Annotated in this window: 17 protein-coding genes; 13 read left to right on the top strand and 4 right to left on the bottom strand. The window is 35.4% G+C overall.

Features of this window, described 5'->3' with window-relative positions; all coding sequences use genetic code 11:
* Positions 1 to 100: 100 nt before the first annotated feature.
* The 4 genes from RTW14_RS17425 to RTW14_RS17410 are packed head-to-tail and all read left to right on the top strand — an operon-like array spanning position 101 to position 3,419.
* On the top strand, positions 101 to 844 hold the full coding sequence (locus tag RTW14_RS17425; RefSeq protein WP_312653839.1) for an ABC transporter ATP-binding protein: 744 nt from the start codon (positions 101 to 103) through the stop codon (positions 842 to 844).
* Positions 841 to 1,848, top strand: coding sequence for an ABC transporter permease (locus RTW14_RS17420; RefSeq protein ID WP_312653837.1), 1,008 nt, complete (start codon positions 841 to 843; stop codon positions 1,846 to 1,848). The genes RTW14_RS17425 and RTW14_RS17420 overlap by 4 nt, the downstream gene beginning before the upstream one ends.
* A gap of 16 nt (positions 1,849 to 1,864) precedes the next feature.
* Complete coding sequence (locus RTW14_RS17415; protein ID WP_312653835.1) at positions 1,865 to 2,824, top strand: HlyD family secretion protein; 960 nt, start codon at positions 1,865 to 1,867, stop codon at positions 2,822 to 2,824.
* 10 nt (positions 2,825 to 2,834) lie between these two features.
* Positions 2,835 to 3,419 (top strand): TetR/AcrR family transcriptional regulator, encoded by a 585-nt coding sequence (locus tag RTW14_RS17410; protein ID WP_312653833.1) that lies wholly within the window; start codon positions 2,835 to 2,837, stop codon positions 3,417 to 3,419.
* A 16-nt stretch (positions 3,420 to 3,435) separates the two neighbouring features.
* On the opposite strand, the gene RTW14_RS17405 is transcribed toward RTW14_RS17410, so the two are convergent.
* Entirely contained in the window at positions 3,436 to 4,086 is a 651-nt protein-coding gene (locus tag RTW14_RS17405; protein WP_312653831.1) for an A24 family peptidase, read from the bottom strand.
* An 80-nt stretch (positions 4,087 to 4,166) separates the two neighbouring features.
* Positions 4,167 to 5,573 carry a citrate/2-methylcitrate synthase gene (locus RTW14_RS17400; protein WP_312653829.1) on the bottom strand — a complete coding sequence of 469 codons (1,407 nt, stop codon included), beginning with the start codon at positions 5,571 to 5,573 and terminating at the stop codon, positions 4,167 to 4,169.
* A 255-nt stretch (positions 5,574 to 5,828) separates the two neighbouring features.
* Here RTW14_RS17400 and uvrB point away from each other — a divergent pair, with 255 nt between their 5' ends.
* The 7 genes from uvrB (at position 5,829) to fba (ending at position 17,085) form a co-directional block, all read left to right on the top strand.
* Positions 5,829 to 7,805 carry an excinuclease ABC subunit UvrB gene (gene uvrB / locus RTW14_RS17395; RefSeq protein WP_312653827.1) on the top strand — a complete coding sequence of 659 codons (1,977 nt, stop codon included), beginning with the start codon at positions 5,829 to 5,831 and terminating at the stop codon, positions 7,803 to 7,805.
* 68 nt (positions 7,806 to 7,873) lie between these two features.
* Entirely contained in the window at positions 7,874 to 10,714 is a 2,841-nt protein-coding gene (gene uvrA / locus RTW14_RS17390; RefSeq protein ID WP_312653825.1) for an excinuclease ABC subunit UvrA, read from the top strand.
* Positions 10,715 to 10,830: 116 nt separating this feature from the next.
* On the top strand, positions 10,831 to 12,264 hold the full coding sequence (locus RTW14_RS17385; RefSeq protein ID WP_312653823.1) for a nicotinate phosphoribosyltransferase: 1,434 nt from the start codon (positions 10,831 to 10,833) through the stop codon (positions 12,262 to 12,264).
* A gap of 222 nt (positions 12,265 to 12,486) precedes the next feature.
* Positions 12,487 to 13,224: a polyphosphate polymerase domain-containing protein gene (locus tag RTW14_RS17380; RefSeq protein WP_312653821.1), complete on the top strand. Its 738-nt coding sequence runs from the start codon at positions 12,487 to 12,489 to the stop codon at positions 13,222 to 13,224.
* Entirely contained in the window at positions 13,217 to 13,897 is a 681-nt protein-coding gene (locus RTW14_RS17375; protein WP_312653819.1) for a DUF4956 domain-containing protein, read from the top strand. The genes RTW14_RS17380 and RTW14_RS17375 overlap by 8 nt, the downstream gene beginning before the upstream one ends.
* 16 nt (positions 13,898 to 13,913) lie before the next feature.
* Positions 13,914 to 16,007 carry a carbohydrate-binding domain-containing protein gene (locus tag RTW14_RS17370; protein ID WP_312653817.1) on the top strand — a complete coding sequence of 698 codons (2,094 nt, stop codon included), beginning with the start codon at positions 13,914 to 13,916 and terminating at the stop codon, positions 16,005 to 16,007.
* Positions 16,008 to 16,155: 148 nt separating this feature from the next.
* On the top strand, positions 16,156 to 17,085 hold the full coding sequence (gene fba, locus RTW14_RS17365; protein WP_312653815.1) for a class II fructose-1,6-bisphosphate aldolase: 930 nt from the start codon (positions 16,156 to 16,158) through the stop codon (positions 17,083 to 17,085).
* A 23-nt stretch (positions 17,086 to 17,108) separates the two neighbouring features.
* On the opposite strand, the gene RTW14_RS17360 is transcribed toward fba, so the two are convergent.
* Entirely contained in the window at positions 17,109 to 17,555 is a 447-nt protein-coding gene (locus RTW14_RS17360) for a hypothetical protein (protein ID WP_312653812.1), read from the bottom strand.
* A 120-nt stretch (positions 17,556 to 17,675) separates the two neighbouring features.
* On the opposite strand from RTW14_RS17360, the gene RTW14_RS17355 reads away from it, so the two are divergent.
* The gene (locus RTW14_RS17355; protein ID WP_312653810.1) at positions 17,676 to 17,957 is read left to right on the top strand and encodes a hypothetical protein; all 282 of its coding nucleotides are present in this window, start codon (positions 17,676 to 17,678) and stop codon (positions 17,955 to 17,957) included.
* 97 nt (positions 17,958 to 18,054) lie between these two features.
* Here the strand turns inward: RTW14_RS17355 and RTW14_RS17350 are convergent, their stop codons facing one another.
* Positions 18,055 to 18,516: a hypothetical protein gene (locus tag RTW14_RS17350; protein ID WP_312653808.1), complete on the bottom strand. Its 462-nt coding sequence runs from the start codon at positions 18,514 to 18,516 to the stop codon at positions 18,055 to 18,057.
* Positions 18,517 to 18,656: 140 nt separating this feature from the next.
* On the opposite strand from RTW14_RS17350, the gene RTW14_RS17345 reads away from it, so the two are divergent.
* A complete protein-coding gene (locus RTW14_RS17345) occupies positions 18,657 to 19,625 on the top strand; it encodes an RluA family pseudouridine synthase (protein ID WP_312653806.1) in 969 nt (322 codons plus the stop codon).
* Positions 19,626 to 19,630 lie beyond the last annotated feature (5 nt).

Below are 19,630 nucleotides of genomic sequence, written 5' to 3'. Positions count from 1 at the left end.
TATATTTAAATTTACCTGTTTTTTTTATATGATGTAAAATATAACAACACGTTGTTGGTAATTTGATAAATTGGTTAAAGAAAAGAAGGTGGCACAAGAATTGGAAACGGAAAAATGCATTGTTCTCAAACATATATATAAAAATTTTGGTGAGCATCAAGTATTAAAAGATGTAAGTATAGAAGTTCCTTATGGTGCTATTTATGGAATGCTGGGACCCTCTGGATGTGGAAAGACCACTACTGTAAAAATAATTGCCGGTATATCAGAAGCAACGTCAGGAGATGTTTTAGTGGTGAATGAAAAAATGCCTAACCTTGAGTTGATGGGGAAGGTTGGATATATGGCCCAATCAGATGCCCTATATGGAGATTTGACGGCAAGACAAAATCTAGAGTTTTTTGGCCAGTTATATGGCATAGAAAATGTGAAACTAAAGTTAAGAATAGAAGAGGTTATAAAAGTAGTAAATCTTTATAAAGATTTAGACAAAGCTGTCTCAGATTTTTCTGGTGGTATGAAAAGAAGGCTCTCCTTAGCTATGACTATATTACACGAACCAAAAGTCCTTATACTGGATGAACCTACAGTAGGTATTGATCCATTGCTTCGAAAAAATATTTGGAATGAGCTGTACAAGATGACTGAAAGTGGTGTAACTATTTTAGTTACGACTCACGTAATGGATGAAGCTGAAAAGTGCACTCATTTATCCATGATGAGAGAGGGGAAGCTATTAGCGACAGGAACACCTGCTGAAATACAAGTTAAAGCAGGTGCACAAAACCTTGAAGAGGCATTTGTATACTTTAGTAGTATGGATGAGGAGGATGAGGGTCAATGAGGGTTAAGGCTTTGGCAAAGCGAATCTTAATGCAGATTAGAAATGACAAGCGTACGCTGGCGTTAATGCTTGTAGCACCTTTACTGATACTTACACTGTTGTATTTTGTTTTTGAGGGAGCACAAAATACGGTAGACATAGGTGTTATAAATGTTTCAGAAGGGTTTATAGAGGAGCTGATACAGAACAATGTAGTACCTACACGCTGCCAGGATTTATCGGAATTGGAGAAAGGCAAAGTAACAGCGGTTGTGACGGTTAAAAGCGGAAAAGTGTACGCATGGGTAGATGGAAGCAATTCAACAAAATCAGGCAATGCCGTTAGAGCAATTGAAGCGGCAAGCAGAGGCGTTATGCAGCTAAGAACGGATTTAAAGTCAGATATAACTTACGTTTATGGAGCAGAAGACTTATCGCTATTTGATAACTTTGCATCTATATTAATGGGATTTCTAGTTTTCTTTTTAGTATTTCTCATTTCAGGGATATCTTTTTTAAAAGAAAGAACTACAGGAACGTTGGAAAAGGTATTGTCGACACCTATTAAAAGATGGGAAGTAGTTACTGGATATGTTTTAGGGTTTGGAATACTAAACGTAGTACAGTCGGTGGTCATATCCTTTTACTTAGTATATGTTCTACAGGTAATGATGGTAGGTTCTATATGGTTAGTGTTACTTACAACCCTGGTTACAGCCATAACTGCATCAACTTTAGGCATTTTAGTGTCCACCGCAGCCAATTCGGAGTTTCAGATGATACAATTTATACCTATTATAGTTGTACCACAGGCATTTTTTACAGGACTTTTTACGCTGCCGCCAGCTTTAGACATGGTGGGACGGGTGATGCCGCTCTATTATGCGGCAGATGCATTAAAAGCTGTAATGCTTAAGAATGCAGGGATTATGGATATATTATGGGACCTGATGCTTCTTGTAGCATTATCTGTTATTTTTATGATAATAAATACAAAATTATTAAAGCGGTATAGAAATATATAAAGAAGGTGGAGAAATAATGAAAAAGGTAAAAGTTAGTACAAAGGTTGTGCCTTTTATAGTATTATTACTAATTGTAGCAGTTGTTTGTTACTTTAATTTAAAGGATAGAAATTATTATATTGGAGAAATTGAAGGTGTCATGGTATCACATCCTGCAGAGGTCTCAGGAAAAATCTTAGAAAGTCCAGTGCAGCTGGGCAGTCAGATAAAAAAGGGAGATGTTGTGGCAGTAATAGATAATACCAATCAAAAATATGTTGTGGAACAATTGGAATTGAACTTGCAGAAGGCTAAATTAGCTGTAAATGGTAGTAAAGTAGGACATGGGGGTACAGCAGATAATAATTATAGTGTAGCTAAAGCTAATTATGAAAGTGCAGTTGTGATAGCAGAAAAGGCAAAGCAGGACTATGATAAAGCAAAATCATTGTATGCGGAATCAGCTATTTCAGAAACTGCATTGGACAGTGCAAAGGTTACGTATGACACAGCAGAAAGCACGGTAGAATCTTCGAAGGCACAGGTCAGAAATAGTTCAGACAAGACTGCTGGAAACGCGGCGGATATAGATGTGGCATTATTAGAAAGTCAATTAAACCAGCAAAAAGAAATTCTTGAAAAATATGCTATATTAGCAGGATGCGATGGTATTGTTATGAGTAAGAATTACAATGAAGGTGATATAGTGGCTGCTGGCTACAATATAGCGGATATATCTTCGGATAAAGAGCAGTATGCAGTTATTTACTTTCCAGAGGACAAATTAGATCAAATTAAATATAACCAAAAGGCTGTGGTCACTATTGACCATGATTCAGTAGAAGGCAAAATTAAATACATCGATGTAAAAGCACAATATACACCAAAAGAACTGCAAAGTGCAGCTAACCGAAATCAGGAGAGTATTCGAGTTAAAGTGCTGCTTCCTAAGGGGTATAATGTTAACGTTGGACAAAAAATAAAGGTACGTTTATAGGAGATGAAAAATGGAATCAAAACGAGTACAAGATACAAAGCAGAGAATAAAAAATGCATTTTTAGAACTTTATAAACAAAAGCGTATTGAAAAAATCAGCATAAAGGAGATTACAGAAAAAGCGCATATAAATAGAGGGACTTTTTATGTATATTATATAGATATATATGATTTACAGGAAAAGGTTGAAAATGAGGCCATAGACCAGATTAAGAAGCATGCTCTTCCGGTTATAAGAGCATTGATTATGAATAAAAAAATAGATACAGGAGTGTTACCAAAAGAGTTTTTTTACGGAGAGCAAGCAATGTTGGAATTGTTCTTTGGTGAACGTGCAGAATTAAGAGCTGTAAAAAAACTTAAAAAAATTATGCAGGAGACTGTTATGGAAATGTTTGACTTGCAAAATGGTATAGACGATTTAGGAAAAGTAAAATTAAAATATGCATTGGAATATGTGTCCTCCGCTCAATTGGGAATGATAGGATACTGGTTTAAAAATAATATGGATCTTCCCATAGAAGAACTTGGTAAAATCATAGAAAAAATAAACCAGAATGGTGTAATAACTTATATAAGCAAGGAACTAAAATAAGTGGATGCTTAAATTATTACATAATACAAAAAATATACGAAAAGCATATAAAAGGAGCAAATGGGATGTAGCTCAATTTGTTATTATTTTTCATAAGAGTTTTTAGCAAAGTTAAGATGATAAAAGATATACCACTTAAAAAACAACTAATCATATAGAGGTTAAGAATATCTGCATACCCTAAGAGCAAACCTAGTGCAGACATGAGTTTTATATCTCCAAAGCCGATACATTCCTCTTTTTTTAATATAAGCCCTGTAATTAATAATATAAGAAAAGGAAGGGCACCCACCAAAAGGCCCAATATTTTATAAGACATATTCTCTGTAGTAAGATTTAAGAGACCTAAAACAAGAATTAGAATAACGTGTTGGTCTGGAATGATCATGTAAAGAATGTCAGACAAACAAATATGAGAAAGTAATAATATCATAATAATGTTAGTAAATAAATCTAGATATGAATGCGGTGTGGTAAAAAGAAAAAAGATAATAAGTGATGTGTACAAAAATACTGGGAAAAAGTAGAAATTAATTGGCGCATATTTCTGCGAAAGACTGTCTGAAGTATCTGCGTTATAATCACATAACCATTTATAGGGTAATAAATTAAAACTAAATATAATAAAGATGGAATAAACAGATATGATTAACATAGTGGTAAACATAAAAAAACCTCCTTCCAATATATGTAAATCATATATAAAATTACATATATTGTCAAGAAGGTAATCGTATCACATATGCGTTATCGCTTATGTATCGGAGTATATTCAAGATAAGGCTGAACACCATTATAGGCTGGTCTCATCAGGCGTCTGCCTGTAATAATTTCTTCCAATCTGTGTGCACACCATCCAGAAAGTCTTGCTGTAGCAAATAAAGGAGTAGCAATGTCAACAGGAATGTTTAGCGCTCTATATACAAATCCTGAATATAAATCTACATTCGCAGGTATTGGTTTATCAATACCCTTTACTTCTTTATATAATGCAGAACCACGTTTTTCGATAAATTCATATAAGTTAAAGGCATCTTCTAAGCCTTTGCTTTCGGCAAGCTTCTTTGCCATTCCCTTTAAAAGCACAGCTCTTGGATCAGAAATGGTATAAATTGCATGACCTAATCCATATATTAATCCACTGCCATCATTGGCTTCACCTTTTAATACTTTTACCAGATAATCTTCTACCTGGGCTTCATTAGTAATATCTTTAACATGTTTATTTAAATCATGAATCATATTAATTACGGCAATATTTGCTCCACCATGTCTAGGACCTTTTAAAGAACCTACGGCAGCTGAAATAGCAGAATAAGTATCTGTGCCTGAAGAGGAAACCAGGTGAGTCGTAAAACTTGAATTATTACCACCACCATGTTCTGCATGTAATATTAAAGATAAATCAAGAAGTTTTGCTTCAATATCTGTATATTCGCCAGTAGGACGAATCATTCTCAATATATTTTCTGCAGTACTCAATTCTGGGATAGGATTGTGTAAATGCAGACTTTCGTTATCAAAAGAAGACCGTTTAGCTTGAAAGCCGTATGCAATCAGAGCTGGAAAATGTCCTATAAGTGATAGAGATTGACGTAAAACATTTTCTACAGATGTATCGTCGGGATTTTCATCGTATGAATACATGGCTAAAACGCTTCTTGCTAATTTGTTCATGATACTTTTGGAAGGGGCTGTTAATATCATATCTCGGGCAAAACCTTTTGGAAGTTCACGCTTAGCACCCAGCATTTTATTAAATTCTAGTAACTCATCTTTGTTAGGCAGTTCTCCGAATAAAAGAAGATAAGTCACTTCTTCAAAGCCAAAACGGTTTTCTTTAACACAATTATTGAAAATATCTTCGACATCATACCCTCTGTAATATAGTTTACCATCAATTGTGATTTTATTTCCTTGTTCGTCAAACTCATATCCGATTACTTCTCCAACTTTAGTAAGTCCAACAATAACTCCTGTTCCGTTGGCATTACGGAGTCCTCTTTTTACGTCTTTTTCAATGTATAAAGAGTCGGGAATAACATCAGTTTTACTTAAAATTTTTGCTTTGCTCATGTAAAAAGCTTTTTCCCCTGATAGCTTGTCAATTAGTCTATCATTTTCAGCCGTGAAAGCTGCATAGTTGTCACTCATAATTACCACCTCTATATACTAAATATCTGGGCTGCCCCAAAATGTATAAATGTATACAATGTTAGTTTTAATAAAATCGATACCTAATAAATACCGATTAAACTTACCAATATTAAAAATTTATACTTTAATAGTATACCATGATAAAACTACCACAACAAGGGTATAAATAAAATAATCACAACTAGACATTAAAAGATGTGTGTGATATTATAAGAAATAAACAAATGTTCTTTAAATGAAAGAGGCAGATTAATGGGTGAATTTAAGGTAGTTTCAGATTTTAAATTGATGGGTGACCAGCCACAGGCTGTAGATCGGCTTACGGAAGGCATTTTAAATGGTAAAAAACACCAGACATTACTGGGAGTTACAGGATCAGGAAAAACATTTACAATTGCAAATCTTATTGAGAGAGTACAAAAGCCTACATTAGTAATATCACACAACAAAACGCTTGCAGCGCAGCTTTGTGGTGAGTTTAAAGAATTTTTTCCGGATAATGCTGTAGAATATTTTGTTAGTTACTATGACTATTATCAGCCTGAAGCCTATGTACCATCTACGGATACTTATATTGAAAAAGATTCAAATATAAATGATGAAATAGATAAGCTCCGCCACTCTGCAACAGCAGCACTTGCAGAGCGCCGTGATGTTATCATAGTGGCCAGTGTTTCTTGCATCTATGGTTTGGGGAGCCCCTTTGACTATGAAAATCAAATGTTATCATTAAGACCTGGGATGGAAAAAAGCAGACAAGATATACTAAGGAAACTGGTAGATATTCAATACACTAGAAATGATATGGAGTTTGCCAGGGGCACATTCAGAGCAAGAGGCGATGTTATTGATATATATCCTGCCGGAGCGGAAAATGCCATAAGGGTAGAGCTTTTTGGAGATGAAATAGAAACAATAAAAGAAATGAATCCAATTACTGGTGAAATTCTGGGATTAAGAAATCATATTGCTATATTTCCGGCATCCCACTATGTTACTTCAAAAGAAAATACGGAAAAAGCCATCGTTACAATTGAGCAAGAATTAAATGAGCGGTTGAAATGGTTTAAAGACAGAGGAAAACTTCTTGAGGCTCAAAGAATAGAGCAGAGAACGCGATATGACCTTGAAATGTTAAGAGAAATAGGAAGTTGTAAAGGTATTGAAAACTATTCAAGGCATATAAATGGATTATCTCCAGGAAACCGGCCATACACATTAATTGACTATTTCCCAGAAGATTTTCTTATTGTCATTGATGAGTCCCATGTGATGCTGCCACAGCTCCATGCTATGTATGCAGGAGACAAAGCAAGAAAAACATCTTTAGTGGATTATGGCTTCAGGCTGCCTTCAGCTTTGGACAACAGACCGCTTCAATTTGAAGAGTTTGAAAATATAGTCAATCAGATTGTATATGTAAGTGCAACTCCGGCAAAATATGAAATAGAAAGTAGTGGCGGCATTTCTGCAGAACAGGTGATTAGACCTACAGGGTTACTTGATCCAAAAATTGAAATCAGAAAGACTCAAGGGCAGATAGATGATTTGATAGGAGAAATAAATAAGGTCACAGAGCGGGGAGAAAAAGTATTTGTGACAACTTTGACTAAAAAAATGTCAGAAAGTCTAACGGACTATTTGAAAAATGTAAATATTAAGGTAAGGTATTTGCATTCCGAGATAGATACTCTGGAAAGGATGGAGATAATAAGAGATTTAAGGCTGGGTGTTTTTGATGTACTTATAGGTATCAATCTTCTTAGAGAAGGTTTGGATATCCCAGAGGTTTCTTTGGTGGTTATTCTAGATGCGGACAAGCAGGGATTCCTAAGAACAGAAACATCATTGATTCAGACCATAGGACGTGCAGCAAGAAATGCTGAGGGCAGAGTCATAATGTATGCCGACAGCATGAGTGACGCTATGAAAAAAGCTATCAGTGAAACAGAAAGAAGGAGAGGAATCCAGCAGTTATACAATGAAAAGCATGGGGTTACACCAACAACAGTTAAAAAGGCTGTTAGGAAAGTTATTGAAGCGACAAAAGCAGCAGAGGAAGCGGCAGAATATTATGCGGGTAAGAGTCCACTTGAATTAACGAAAAAAGAGCTGACGGAGTATATTAAAAAGCTTGAAAAGGAAATGAAACAAGCTGCTTCGGATTTACAATTTGAGCGCGCGGCACAGCTTAGAGATCAGATATTTGAGTTTAAGTTAAAGCTTTAAGTAAAAGGAAAACCAACAATATCGTTAATTTGCGATGCACGGTATTATAGATTATAGATGGAGAAGATATGGCAAACGAAATTATCATAAAAGGTGCCAATGAGCACAATTTAAAAAATATAGATATTACGATACCAAGAGATAAAATGGTAGTTATTACAGGGCTTTCCGGCTCAGGAAAATCATCACTTGCATTTGATACAATATATGCAGAAGGGCAAAGAAGGTATATGGAGAGTTTGTCTTCTTATGCAAGGCAGTTCTTAGGGCAGATGGAAAAACCAGATGTGGAGTATATAGAAGGGTTATCACCTGCAATTTCCATTGACCAGAAAACAACAAATAAAAATCCTCGCTCTACTGTAGGTACCGTTACAGAAATCCACGATTACTTACGACTTATGTATGCTAGAATAGGGATACCACACTGCCCTGTCTGCGGTATTGAGATAAAAAGCCAATCGGTGGACCAGATAGTTGACAGTCTAATGTCGTTAGACGATGGGACGAGAATTACAATGCTTGCACCAGTCATCAGAGAACGTAAAGGCGAACATGAAAAAATAATAGAAAGAATACGAAAAGAAGGTTTTACTAGGGCAAGAATAGATGATGAACTTGTAAACATCACAGAGGAAGAAGTAAAGCTTGAAAAGAATCTGAAACATACTATTGAAATTGTTGTTGACCGAATCATTATAAAGGATGGTTCTGAAAGCAGATTAGCAGAGGCCGTTGAACTTGCTATTTCACATGGCAATGGTTTAGTAATTGCCCAGATTCACAATAAGGAATCTGAGCAGCCGTATGATAAAGTTTTTTCTACTAAATTAGCCTGCCCTGAACATGGCATAAGCTTAGAAGAACTGGAACCAAGAATGTTTTCTTTTAACAGTCCCTTCGGAGCTTGTCCTGACTGTAATGGTTTAGGGTTCAGTGAAAAAATTGATCCAGACTTAATTATAGAAAAGCAAGAATTGAGCATTGCAGAGGGATGCTTAGGAAATATCTTTGCATCCATGGAAATAACAGGATTTTATAGACAGATGATTGAAGCACTAGCTAAAGAACACGGAGCTGATTTAGATACACCTTACAATAAACTTCCGGATAAATTTAAGAAGGAACTGCTTTATGGTACAGGAAGCAGACATTTAAAGTATTTTTATAAAAGCAGAAATAATAATTCGGAATCTTATAGAGATCATCCATTTGAAGGAGTTATTAACAATCTGGAACGTAGATATAAGGAAACAAATTCAGAATTTATAAAAGATAAAATGCAGCAGTATATGCGTATAATTCCTTGTGAAACCTGTAAGGGAAAAAGATTAAAACCAGAAGTTTTGGCGGTTACTGTAGGTGGAAAAAATATAGCTGAAGTATCAGAAATGTCTATTCGGGAGGCAATAGAATTTATTAAGGAACTTCAATTAAACAATACAGAACAAATGATCGCCCAGCAGATTTTAAAAGAAATAAAAGCTCGATTAGGTTTTTTAATTGATGTTGGATTGGACTACCTAAGCTTGTCAAGAACTTCAGGAACACTATCGGGAGGAGAGTCCCAAAGAATCAGACTTGCTACACAAATTGGATCAAGTCTTGTGGGTGTACTTTATATTTTAGATGAGCCTAGCATTGGACTTCATCAGAAGGATAATGAAAAACTATTAAAAACCTTAAGGAATTTAACGGATATTGGGAATACTCTTCTTATTGTAGAACATGATGAGGATACCATGTATGCAGCGGATCACATAATTGATATTGGACCTGGAGCAGGCATACATGGGGGAGAAGTTATAGCCCAGGGGACCGTTGAGCAGATAAAAAAATGTAAAAACTCTTTAACGGGGCAATATTTATCTGGAACTAAGGTAATAAAGGTACCCGAAGAGAGAAGAACGGGCAATGGACAGTTTATAAAAATAGTTGGGGCTAGGGAAAATAATTTACAAAATGTAAATGTTGACATACCACTTGGTAAATTAGTATGTGTAACTGGAGTATCTGGATCAGGTAAAAGCAGTCTTGTTAATGAGATTTTATATAAAGCTCTTGCACAAAAAATAAACAGAGCAAAGGATAAGCCCGGGGAACATGATAAGATCATTGGGATAGAGAACATTGACAAGATTATTGACATTAATCAGGCACCAATTGGAAGAACTCCACGGTCAAATCCTGCTACGTATACTGGTGTTTTTACCCCCATAAGAGACTTATTTGCTCAATTGCCAGAATCAAAGGTGAGAGGATATGAAAAAGGAAGATTCAGCTTTAATGTAAAAGGCGGTCGCTGCGAAGCTTGTAGTGGGGACGGGATTATAAAGATTGAGATGCACTTTCTCCCAGATGTTTATGTACCTTGTGAAGTTTGTAAAGGCAAACGTTATAATCGTGAAACCCTTGAGGTTAAGTATAAAGGTAAAAGTATATATGATATTCTAGATATGAATGTATCCGAAGCTGTAGAATTTTTTAAGAATATTCCTGCTATTGCTAGACAGATGGACACCCTTGAAGAGGTAGGTCTTGGTTATATTAAACTTGGACAGCCATCTACACAGCTTTCGGGAGGAGAAGCCCAAAGAATAAAACTAGCTACAGAGCTTTCTAAAAGAAGTACAGGGAGAACCATGTATATTCTTGATGAGCCTACAACGGGACTACATTTTGCAGATGTAGATAAACTGATTGAAGAACTTCAAAAGTTAGTGGATGCAGGCAATACTGTAGTGGTTATTGAACATAATCTTGAAGTTATAAAAATGGCTGACTACATCATAGATTTAGGACCAGACGGTGGTAATAGAGGTGGAACTATTGTTGGTACTGGTACTCCTGAGCAGATTGCCGAAAACAAAAATTCTTATACTGGAGAGTTCCTGAAAAAACTGTTGTAAGCCAAAGCGCTTTAAATTCAGTCTTTACACCTAACGTGATAGGTGGCATAATAAAAAAGGATAGTTATTTTAGCGGAGTATTTTAGTAACAAAAGAAAAAACGGAGGAAGAATCCAATGGCTAAGGGTCTTAATTTGACCATGTTGACTGATTTTTATGAACTCACCATGGCAAATGGCTATTTTGAAACTGATATGGCAAACGATATTGCATATTTTGATATGTTTTTTAGAAAGATACCTGATGGCGGAGGCTTTGCAATTATGGCAGGCGTAGAGCAGGTAATTGAGTATCTCAATGATTTATCATTTTCGGATAAAGACATAGAGTATCTAAGAGGAAAGGAAATTTTCAGCGAAAAATTCTTGGAATATCTAAAAAGTTTCGAATTTACTTGTGATGTGTGGGCTATACCTGAAGGAACTCCTATTTTCCCTGGAGAACCATTAATAACCGTTCGAGGACCTCTTATGCAGGCTCAGTTTGTAGAAACAATGATTTTGCTTTTGATAAACCATCAAAGTTTAATTGCGACTAAAGCAAGCAGAATTGTGAGAGCTGCAAAAGGTCGGGGAGTAATGGAATTTGGAACTAGAAGAGCACATGGGGCCTCTGCTGCAGTCTTAGGTTCTAGAGCTGCTTATATTGGCGGTTGTATGGGAACTGCCTGTGCTATTTCTGACAGGGATTATGGAATTGTGGCTCTTGGAACAATGGCTCATAGCTGGGTTCAGATGTTTGATGATGAGTATCAAGCCTTTAAAAAGTACGCTGAAATTTATCCAAATAATTGTGTGCTTTTGGTAGACACTTATAATGTACTTAAGTCAGGTGTACCAAATGCAATTAAAGTATTTAAAGAAATGAAACCTGAAAAAATGGGTATAAGAATAGATAGCGGAGATGTAACTTACCTAACTAAGAGAGCAAGAATTATGTTGGATGAAGCTGGGCTGCAGGAATGCAGTATAGTGGTCTCTAATTCATTAGATGAATTTATCATAAGAGATGTTATACTTGAAGGGGCATGCATAGATTCTTTTGGAGTAGGTGAACGACTCATTACTTCTAAATCAGAGCCTGTATTTGGCGGAGTCTATAAACTTTCCGCACTTGAGAAAAATGGAAAAATGATTCCTAAAATTAAAATAAGTGAAAACGTAGAAAAAATTACAAACCCAGGGTTTAAAACAGTATATAGATTATTTGACAAGGATACAGATAAAGTAATTGCAGATGTTATTACATTGGATGGTGAGGGGATTCCTGACGGTGAATCTTATGAAATTTTTGATCCTCGTGCCGTTTGGAAACGAAAGAAGATTTATAAATTTTATGCGAAAAATTTAATGGTTCCTATTTTCAAAGAAGGCAAATGTGTGTATGAATCTCCAAATATTGATGAAATTAAGGAGTATTGTAAACAGCAGATTGATACTTTGTGGGATGAATTGCTAAGATTTGAAAATCCGCAGATTTATTATGTTGACTTATCTCAGAAATTATGGGAAACAAAGCATAAGCTGATTGAAGAATATCAGAATATATAACAATATATGATAACACAAATTAAAGACCAAACGTTTTTTATTACGTTTGGTCTTTTTTTATATAAACGGAGTGACGATGCCACATTCTTTACACATTCTTCACATTTTCTTTCCATTATTTTCACATAACGATTCTACACACAACACATTGATAGGCCATAATATTACCATAAGCTGATGGAAAAAAGTTACGGAAAAGTGACTGATGGAAAGGAGCAAATTATGGCTATAGAAGTTTTTAATAGATTTGAAAAAAAATATTTTGTTACACAAGAGAAGATGGCAAGAGTGCTTGATGAAATAGAAAAGTACATGACACCTGATAAAAATAACATAAATAGGCAGACCTATTCCATTTGTAATCTTTACTTTGATACAGAAGATGATTATTTGATAAGAACGTCATTGTCAAAACCTGTATACAAAGAAAAAATAAGATTAAGAACTTATGGAACATCTAAAAAAGAAGATATTGCTTTTTTAGAGATAAAGAAAAAAGTTGACGGTTTAGTCAATAAAAGAAGAACAAAAATAACGATTGAAGATGCGTACCGTTTTATTGAAAATGGTGGAAAGGTTGCAGTAGATGAGTATATGAATACTCAAGTTCTAAAAGAATTAGCATATATGGTACGAAACTATAAGCTGTATCCTAAAGTTATGATTGCTTATGATCGTATGGCTTACTTTGAAAAGGAAAATCCTGACTTAAGGATATCTTTTGACACCAATATAAGAACTAGAAGAGATAATCTGAAGCTTGAAGAAGGAGACTATGGAGCATCGTTAGTACAACCGGGGATGTGGCTTATGGAAATAAAGACAGCTAAAGCAATGCCTATTTGGCTGACGGACTTATTAGCAAGAGAAGAAATTAGAAAAGTAAGTTTTTCAAAATATGGAACAGAATTTAAAAACTTTATAAAGAATAAGAGAAATAAGGAGGCTGTTTATGCTTAACTCAATAACAGAAAAATTAACTACTGTAACTTCTGGGGTGGAGGTTAGTAATATAGAGGTTGTGATGGCAATGATTGTTGCTTTAGGGCTGGGAATAATTATTGCTGCCACTTATTTAATATCAAATAAACAGGCATTAAACAGGAGAGGCTTTTCTCTTACATTAATTATGCTTCCAATTATATTGGCAGTAATTATATTATTTGTAGGAAGTAATGTGGCAAGAGCTTTTTCGCTGGCAGGTGTTTTGTCCATTATTCGTTTTAGAAGTGCGCCGGGAGAATCCAAGGATATTGGATACATTTTCTTTTCCACAGCTGCTGGTGTAGGATGTGGAGTTGGCATGTATCTGGGAAGCAGTATGTTTGTGGTATTTATGTCAATTGTCATGCTAATCCTTGAGAAATTAAGCTTTGGAGGGAATGGTACAGCAAAAAGATTAAAAATAGTTATACCAGAAGACTTAAATTATGAAAATGCATTTGATGAAGTATTTGAAAAATATACAAATCGGCACATATTGCAAAAGATAAAGACTACGGACTTAGGCTCATTATATGAAGCTAATTATGAAGTGACTTTGAAAGCGGGCATAAGGGAAAAAGAATTTATAGATGAACTTAGAGTGAGAAACGGAAATTTGAGCATCATGTTAACTATGCATGGAGAATAGGAAGGAAAGTAAAAAAATGAAGAAGGAAATGCTTAAAGAAAGTAAAAAACGAATAATAACAGGAGCACTGGCAGGAGCGATGGTGATTTCCGGCTTTGGAATATCAGCATTTACTGCTGATGCTGCAGATATTGCGGATGCTAAAGAAAAGATTGTTCTTTATACAAATGATATCCAATTGTCAGCTATAGCTGCGAAAGCAACAAGTACAAGCAGTTATACTGACTACAAAACACAAGAATATCAAAAAGTTACTTTAAAGGGGAGCAGTATATCCTTTGAAGGTAAAGGAGCAACGGTTAGTGGAAGTGACTTGCTGATTACTGCTGCTGGAATGTATGTAATAAGTGGAACATTAAATGATGGAGCCATAATAATTGATAGTGCTGCTGCTGAAAATGTAACTTTGGTTTTAGAAAATGCTAATATAATATGTAAGGACGGAGCTCCTATATACGTTAAAAATTGTGGTAAGAATGTAATAATATCAGTGCCAGAGGGCACTACAAATACCATTACAGATGGTTCAAATTATACCTATGAATATAAAACAGAAACAACGGACACTGAGACCAATAAAACTTCGGTAGTGCCAAGTGCTGCAATTTATTCAAAGGATGATTTAAAAATAAATGGTAGTGGAAAGCTTACTGTAAATGCAAATTATAAAGACGGTATTACAGGAAAAGATGATGTGGAAATAGCAGAGACAACGTTGCTTATAAATGCAGCGGATGATGGCATTGTAGGAAAAGACAGTGTGGTTATTGGAAGCGGAAATATTACGGTTAAGGCTAAAGGTGACGGTATAAAAGCTACCAACTCAGAAGATACAGCAAAGGGTTATATTGCAATCGCAGATGGGACATTTAACATCACTAGTGGAAACGATGGAATTCAGGCAGAATCTATTCTACTAACGCTTGGAGGGGATTATACCATAAAAACTGGAGATGGTTCAGCAGCAGCTAAATCCAAACAAGATAATAGGCAGGGGCAGATGCCTGGACAGGGCGGACAGCAGATGCAGAGACCTGAAAACACATCCAAATCTGCACTTACACCGGGAAGTGTAAGTGCTGTAACTGGGGCTACAAAAAAAGTAGAAAAGAGCACAGCGGCTGCAATTACAAAGACTGCTACAACTACAACGAAAACTGAAACTGAATCTGAAAGTGCGAAAGCTCTTAAGGCAGGAGCAAAGGTGGTTATCCAGGATGGGAATTTCAATATTGACAGTGAAGATGATGCAGTTCATTCCAATGATTCTGTGGCTGTAGCTTCGGGAAAATTTGAAATATCTGCCGGGGATGATGGAATCCATGCAGACAATAAATTAGAAATTTATTGCGGTGACATTGATATCGCAAAAAGCTATGAGGGGCTTGAAAGTACAGAAATGACTATAGATGGTGGTACTATTGATATAGTAGCAAGTGATGATGGTATAAATGTATCTGGAGGAAATGAAAATTTAGGGTTTGGAAGTGGGACAATAGTGAATAACAGTAGTTCTGGAACTTCGACGACTACAGATTCGAATACTAAATTAACAATAAAAGATGGAAAAATAAATGTCAATGCTAGTGGAGACGGAATAGACATAAATGGATCGGGTTATATGACTGGCGGTACTGTAGCAGTAAGCGGACCTACCAATAATGGTAATGCAGGACTAGATTACGACGGCGTATTTGAAGTTACAGGAGGAACGCTTATAGTTGCTGGTTCCTCAGGAATGGCACAGGCCCCAAGTTCAGGAACGACTGTAAACACTGTAGCTACTACAGTTACAACACAGGCAATAGGTACAGAAGTTCAGCTTGTAAACAGCTCGGGAACTACAGTAATGTCTTTCACGCCGGAAAAAGAATTTTCGCATATAGTTATAAGTTCATCAGTAATAGAAAAAGGAGAAACATATAAAATTATGGCAGGAAAGACGGAACTTGCAAGCTTTACTGCAGACTCTACTGTAACGAATCTATCTGGCAATAGTATGCATGGTGGAATGGCCCCTCCAGATGGATCGGGTAGTATGCAGGCTCCTCCTAATAATAGCGGAACCAGACCAGAAAGAACAAATATGCAAAATAATGTATCACAATAAAATAAAAAAATGTACAATGAGGACTTTGATTAATTTCAAGGTCCTTATTACATTTATTTACAAAAAAATATAATTAATAGTGAAATATTGGACAAAATGGTATATAATATTGGTAAATATATAAGATATATAATATGGAGGTACTGAGATGGCTTTAATTACTTCAAAGGAAATATTTGCAAAGGCTTTAACTAAAGATTATGCAGTTGGAGCATTTAATGTTAATAATATGGAAATTATACAGGGAATTGTGGATGCAGCTAAGGAAGAGAATGCACCAATTATACTTCAGGTTTCAGCTGGTGCTAGAAAATATGCAAGACCCGCATATCTTTTAAAGCTTGTAGAGGCTGCGATCGAAGATTCTGGTTTAGATATTGTGTTACACCTTGATCATGGTGAGGATTATGATATTTGTAAAAAATGCGTAGACGATGGCTTTACTTCTGTTATGATTGATGGTTCAAAGCATGCATTTGAAGAAAATATTGCACTTACAAAACAAGTGGTTGAATATGCCCACAGCAAGGGTGCTGTAGTAGAAGCAGAACTTGGAAAGTTGGCAGGAGTAGAAGACAATATAAAAGTAGACGCGCGTTCTGCAACATTCACAGATCCTGATGAAGCAGTAGAGTTCGTTGAAAGAACTGGTGTGGATTCCCTTGCAATTGCTATTGGAACAAGTCATGGTGCATATAAATTTAAGGGAGAACCTTATCTTGATTTTGAAAGACTAAAAAAAATACATGAACTACTTCCAGGTACGCCTCTTGTGCTTCACGGAGCATCAACTGTTCTGCCTGAATTTGTTGCGAGATGCAATGAGTATGGAGGAAACATTCCAGGGGCACAGGGAGTGCCGGAAGAAATGATTAGAAATGCGGCTAAATATGGTATATGTAAGGTGAACATAGATACAGACTTAAGATTAGCTATGACGGCTGAAGTAAGAAAATTCTTAATTGAAAAGCCTGAAGAATTTGACCCAAGAAAATATCTTGCACCAGCCAGAGATGCTATCCAGAGAATGGTTCAGCACAAAATAAAGAATGTGCTAAATGCTTCAAATCAAAGATAATTATGTAATTTTAAAGAGGATTCTTATAAATAAGGATCCTCTTTTTCTATAATATGGGAATAGTCATAAGGGTCCGGCTGCGTACTGTCACTTTCAGGAAGTGAAGCGGTAGAGAAATTACTTAATATATTTAGCATAGGACCGAGATTTTGCGCCATTTTCTGAAGGCCTCCGATTTTTTTTATGCTCTCCATAACGGATTCGATTGTATCTAGATGTTGCTGTGGTTTACCTTCAGGGAATAATGGCTTCGCAGTATGTATAGAGTCTTCAATGGTATGGGCGAGGTTACCTTTAATTAGGGGCTCGTGTGCAAGTTCATTTAGGTGATTTATACGGTCAAGAGAAGAGACTGTAGTATTTAGCTTCTCTAAAAGTCGTTCAAGCCTAAATGTATCAAAATGATTTGGAAAATTGTTGTCCTCTTGGTATAGAAGCATAAAAAGAACAAAAACAATAATTGGATTCATAATATACCTCCAATATAAGCAGATCTGAGTTGTAAATAAAATCTTATGTATCATTATATGAAATAATGACGCTCATTGTGCATATAGTATAGAGAAAACCTTAATTATGGAGGGTATAATATGAGTATAGATGATAAAATGTTAATGGATTTAGCAAATCAATTAGGTCTTGGCGGAAAAAATTCGAAAAGAACTTCAGATATGATTTCCCAAGCAACAGAAAATTTTACAGGTAAAAGTGATGATCAGCTTTTACAGGAAATACTTAAACTGAAACAAGTTTTAAAAAAGGATAGAAAAGCCTTTGATAAGCAGATGGAGATGGTTAAGGCCTTAAGACCTATGATGACGGGAGAACAACGAAAAAAATTAGATGGACTATTAAAAATGTTAGATGAGTAAGAGAAATAGAGAATAAGGTGAAATAAAAAATAGGGCCGTTATAAAACAGCCCTATTTTTCATTTGTAATATTAGTCTAATCATTAATAATAATTGGCTTATTGGCCTGATGTAGTTGTAATTTTTGTAATGACTTCTTCTGGTGTTGCATTGGCAGGAATAATGAAATTCCCTGACTTAATTTTTGAAGCAGCATTCATTTGTGCAAGTAATGTATTGAATTGGTCTACAGAATCAAATAACCCTACTCCAACAAATTTTTCGGCTATTGCAGTAGTTGATTCTCCATAGTTAATATAAATGGAATATGGATCAGCTGTTGCTTTATTACCTACTGCACTTCCGGTTACAGCCCCCTGGCTGGTTGTACTATCCCCTACGGGAACTGCTAATCCAAAATTTGTGTTTTCCTTATTTTGCTCTGTTGCTGCTGAAACAATCGATGGATATTCCATAATATTCCCAATGCTAAACCAAATGACTAAACCCGCAACTCCTACAATAATAAAAGCTGTTAATATATCACTAATATCGTATAAGATATCTTTAACCTTTCCCATTAAACAATCCCCCTAAACATAAGTTTGAATTTTAAAACCATATATAAATAATCTATCATATTTTGACGAATAATAGTATACTTTTTTATTAAATTTTTGTTACACTGTATATTTGAGAGAGAATATGTTATAATCATTTCATGATTAAATTAGTAATAACAGAAAACGAAGATAAGCAGAGACTTGACAGGTTTCTAAAAAAATATTTAAAAAATGCTTCTTTAAGCTATATTTATAAACTTATACGTAAGGATATAAAAATTAACGGCAAAAGGGGAAGTATTGAGACTATACTAGAGCAAGGCGACGAATTGACCTTGTATATAAGTGATGAAGACTTTAATTCTCTTATGGTGAAAAAGAAAACTCAAATAGCAAAGAAGCAGTTTAATATTGCCTACGAGGATGAAAATATTATTGTAGTAGAGAAGCCTTTTGGTTTACTTACTCATGGGGATTTACATGAAAAGAAGAATCATTTGGCTAATCAAGTTATTTCCTATCTTATTGAAAAAGGTGATTACAGGCCTGACCGAGAAAGGACTTTTGTGCCTTCCCCAGTAAACAGACTGGATCGTAATACGACAGGGCTTGTTATGTTTGGAAAAAATAGTAATTCCTTGCAGACTCTCAATTTAATGGTAAGAGAAAAAGGATATGTAAGTAAGTATTATCTTACGGTTGTAGCAGGAGAATTAAAAAAAGAATTAATCTTAAAAGATAAGATGGAAAAAGACAACAGTAAAAATATGGTTAAAGTTATGCCCATGGAAGAAGAAGGCGGCAAGGTAATGGAGACTATTGCCCGGCCTATAATCTCTAAAAATGGGTTTACTTTGGTTGAAGTGGAACTTGTAACCGGAAGAACTCATCAGATACGTGCACACTTAGGTGGTGCAGGTTATCCGGTTATAGGGGATACAAAGTATGGTAATCCATCTGCAAATAGACAGATTGATAAAATGTTTGGGTTAACCACGCAGTTTCTTCATGCGTATAAATTGTCCTTTCATGAGGCAGAGGAGCCTTTAAAATATATGATAGGAAAAGAGATAGAAGGGAAACTGCCACAAAATCTAGAGAATATAAGACACGAATTGTTCGATTAGGGGGA

The organism is Aminipila sp. (assembly GCF_032051575.1).
In the GTDB taxonomy this organism is placed as follows: Bacteria; Bacillota; Clostridia; order Peptostreptococcales; family Anaerovoracaceae; genus Aminipila.
The sequence above is the reverse complement of the archived record's forward strand: the minus strand, read 5'-3'. Positions and strand labels throughout refer to the sequence as shown.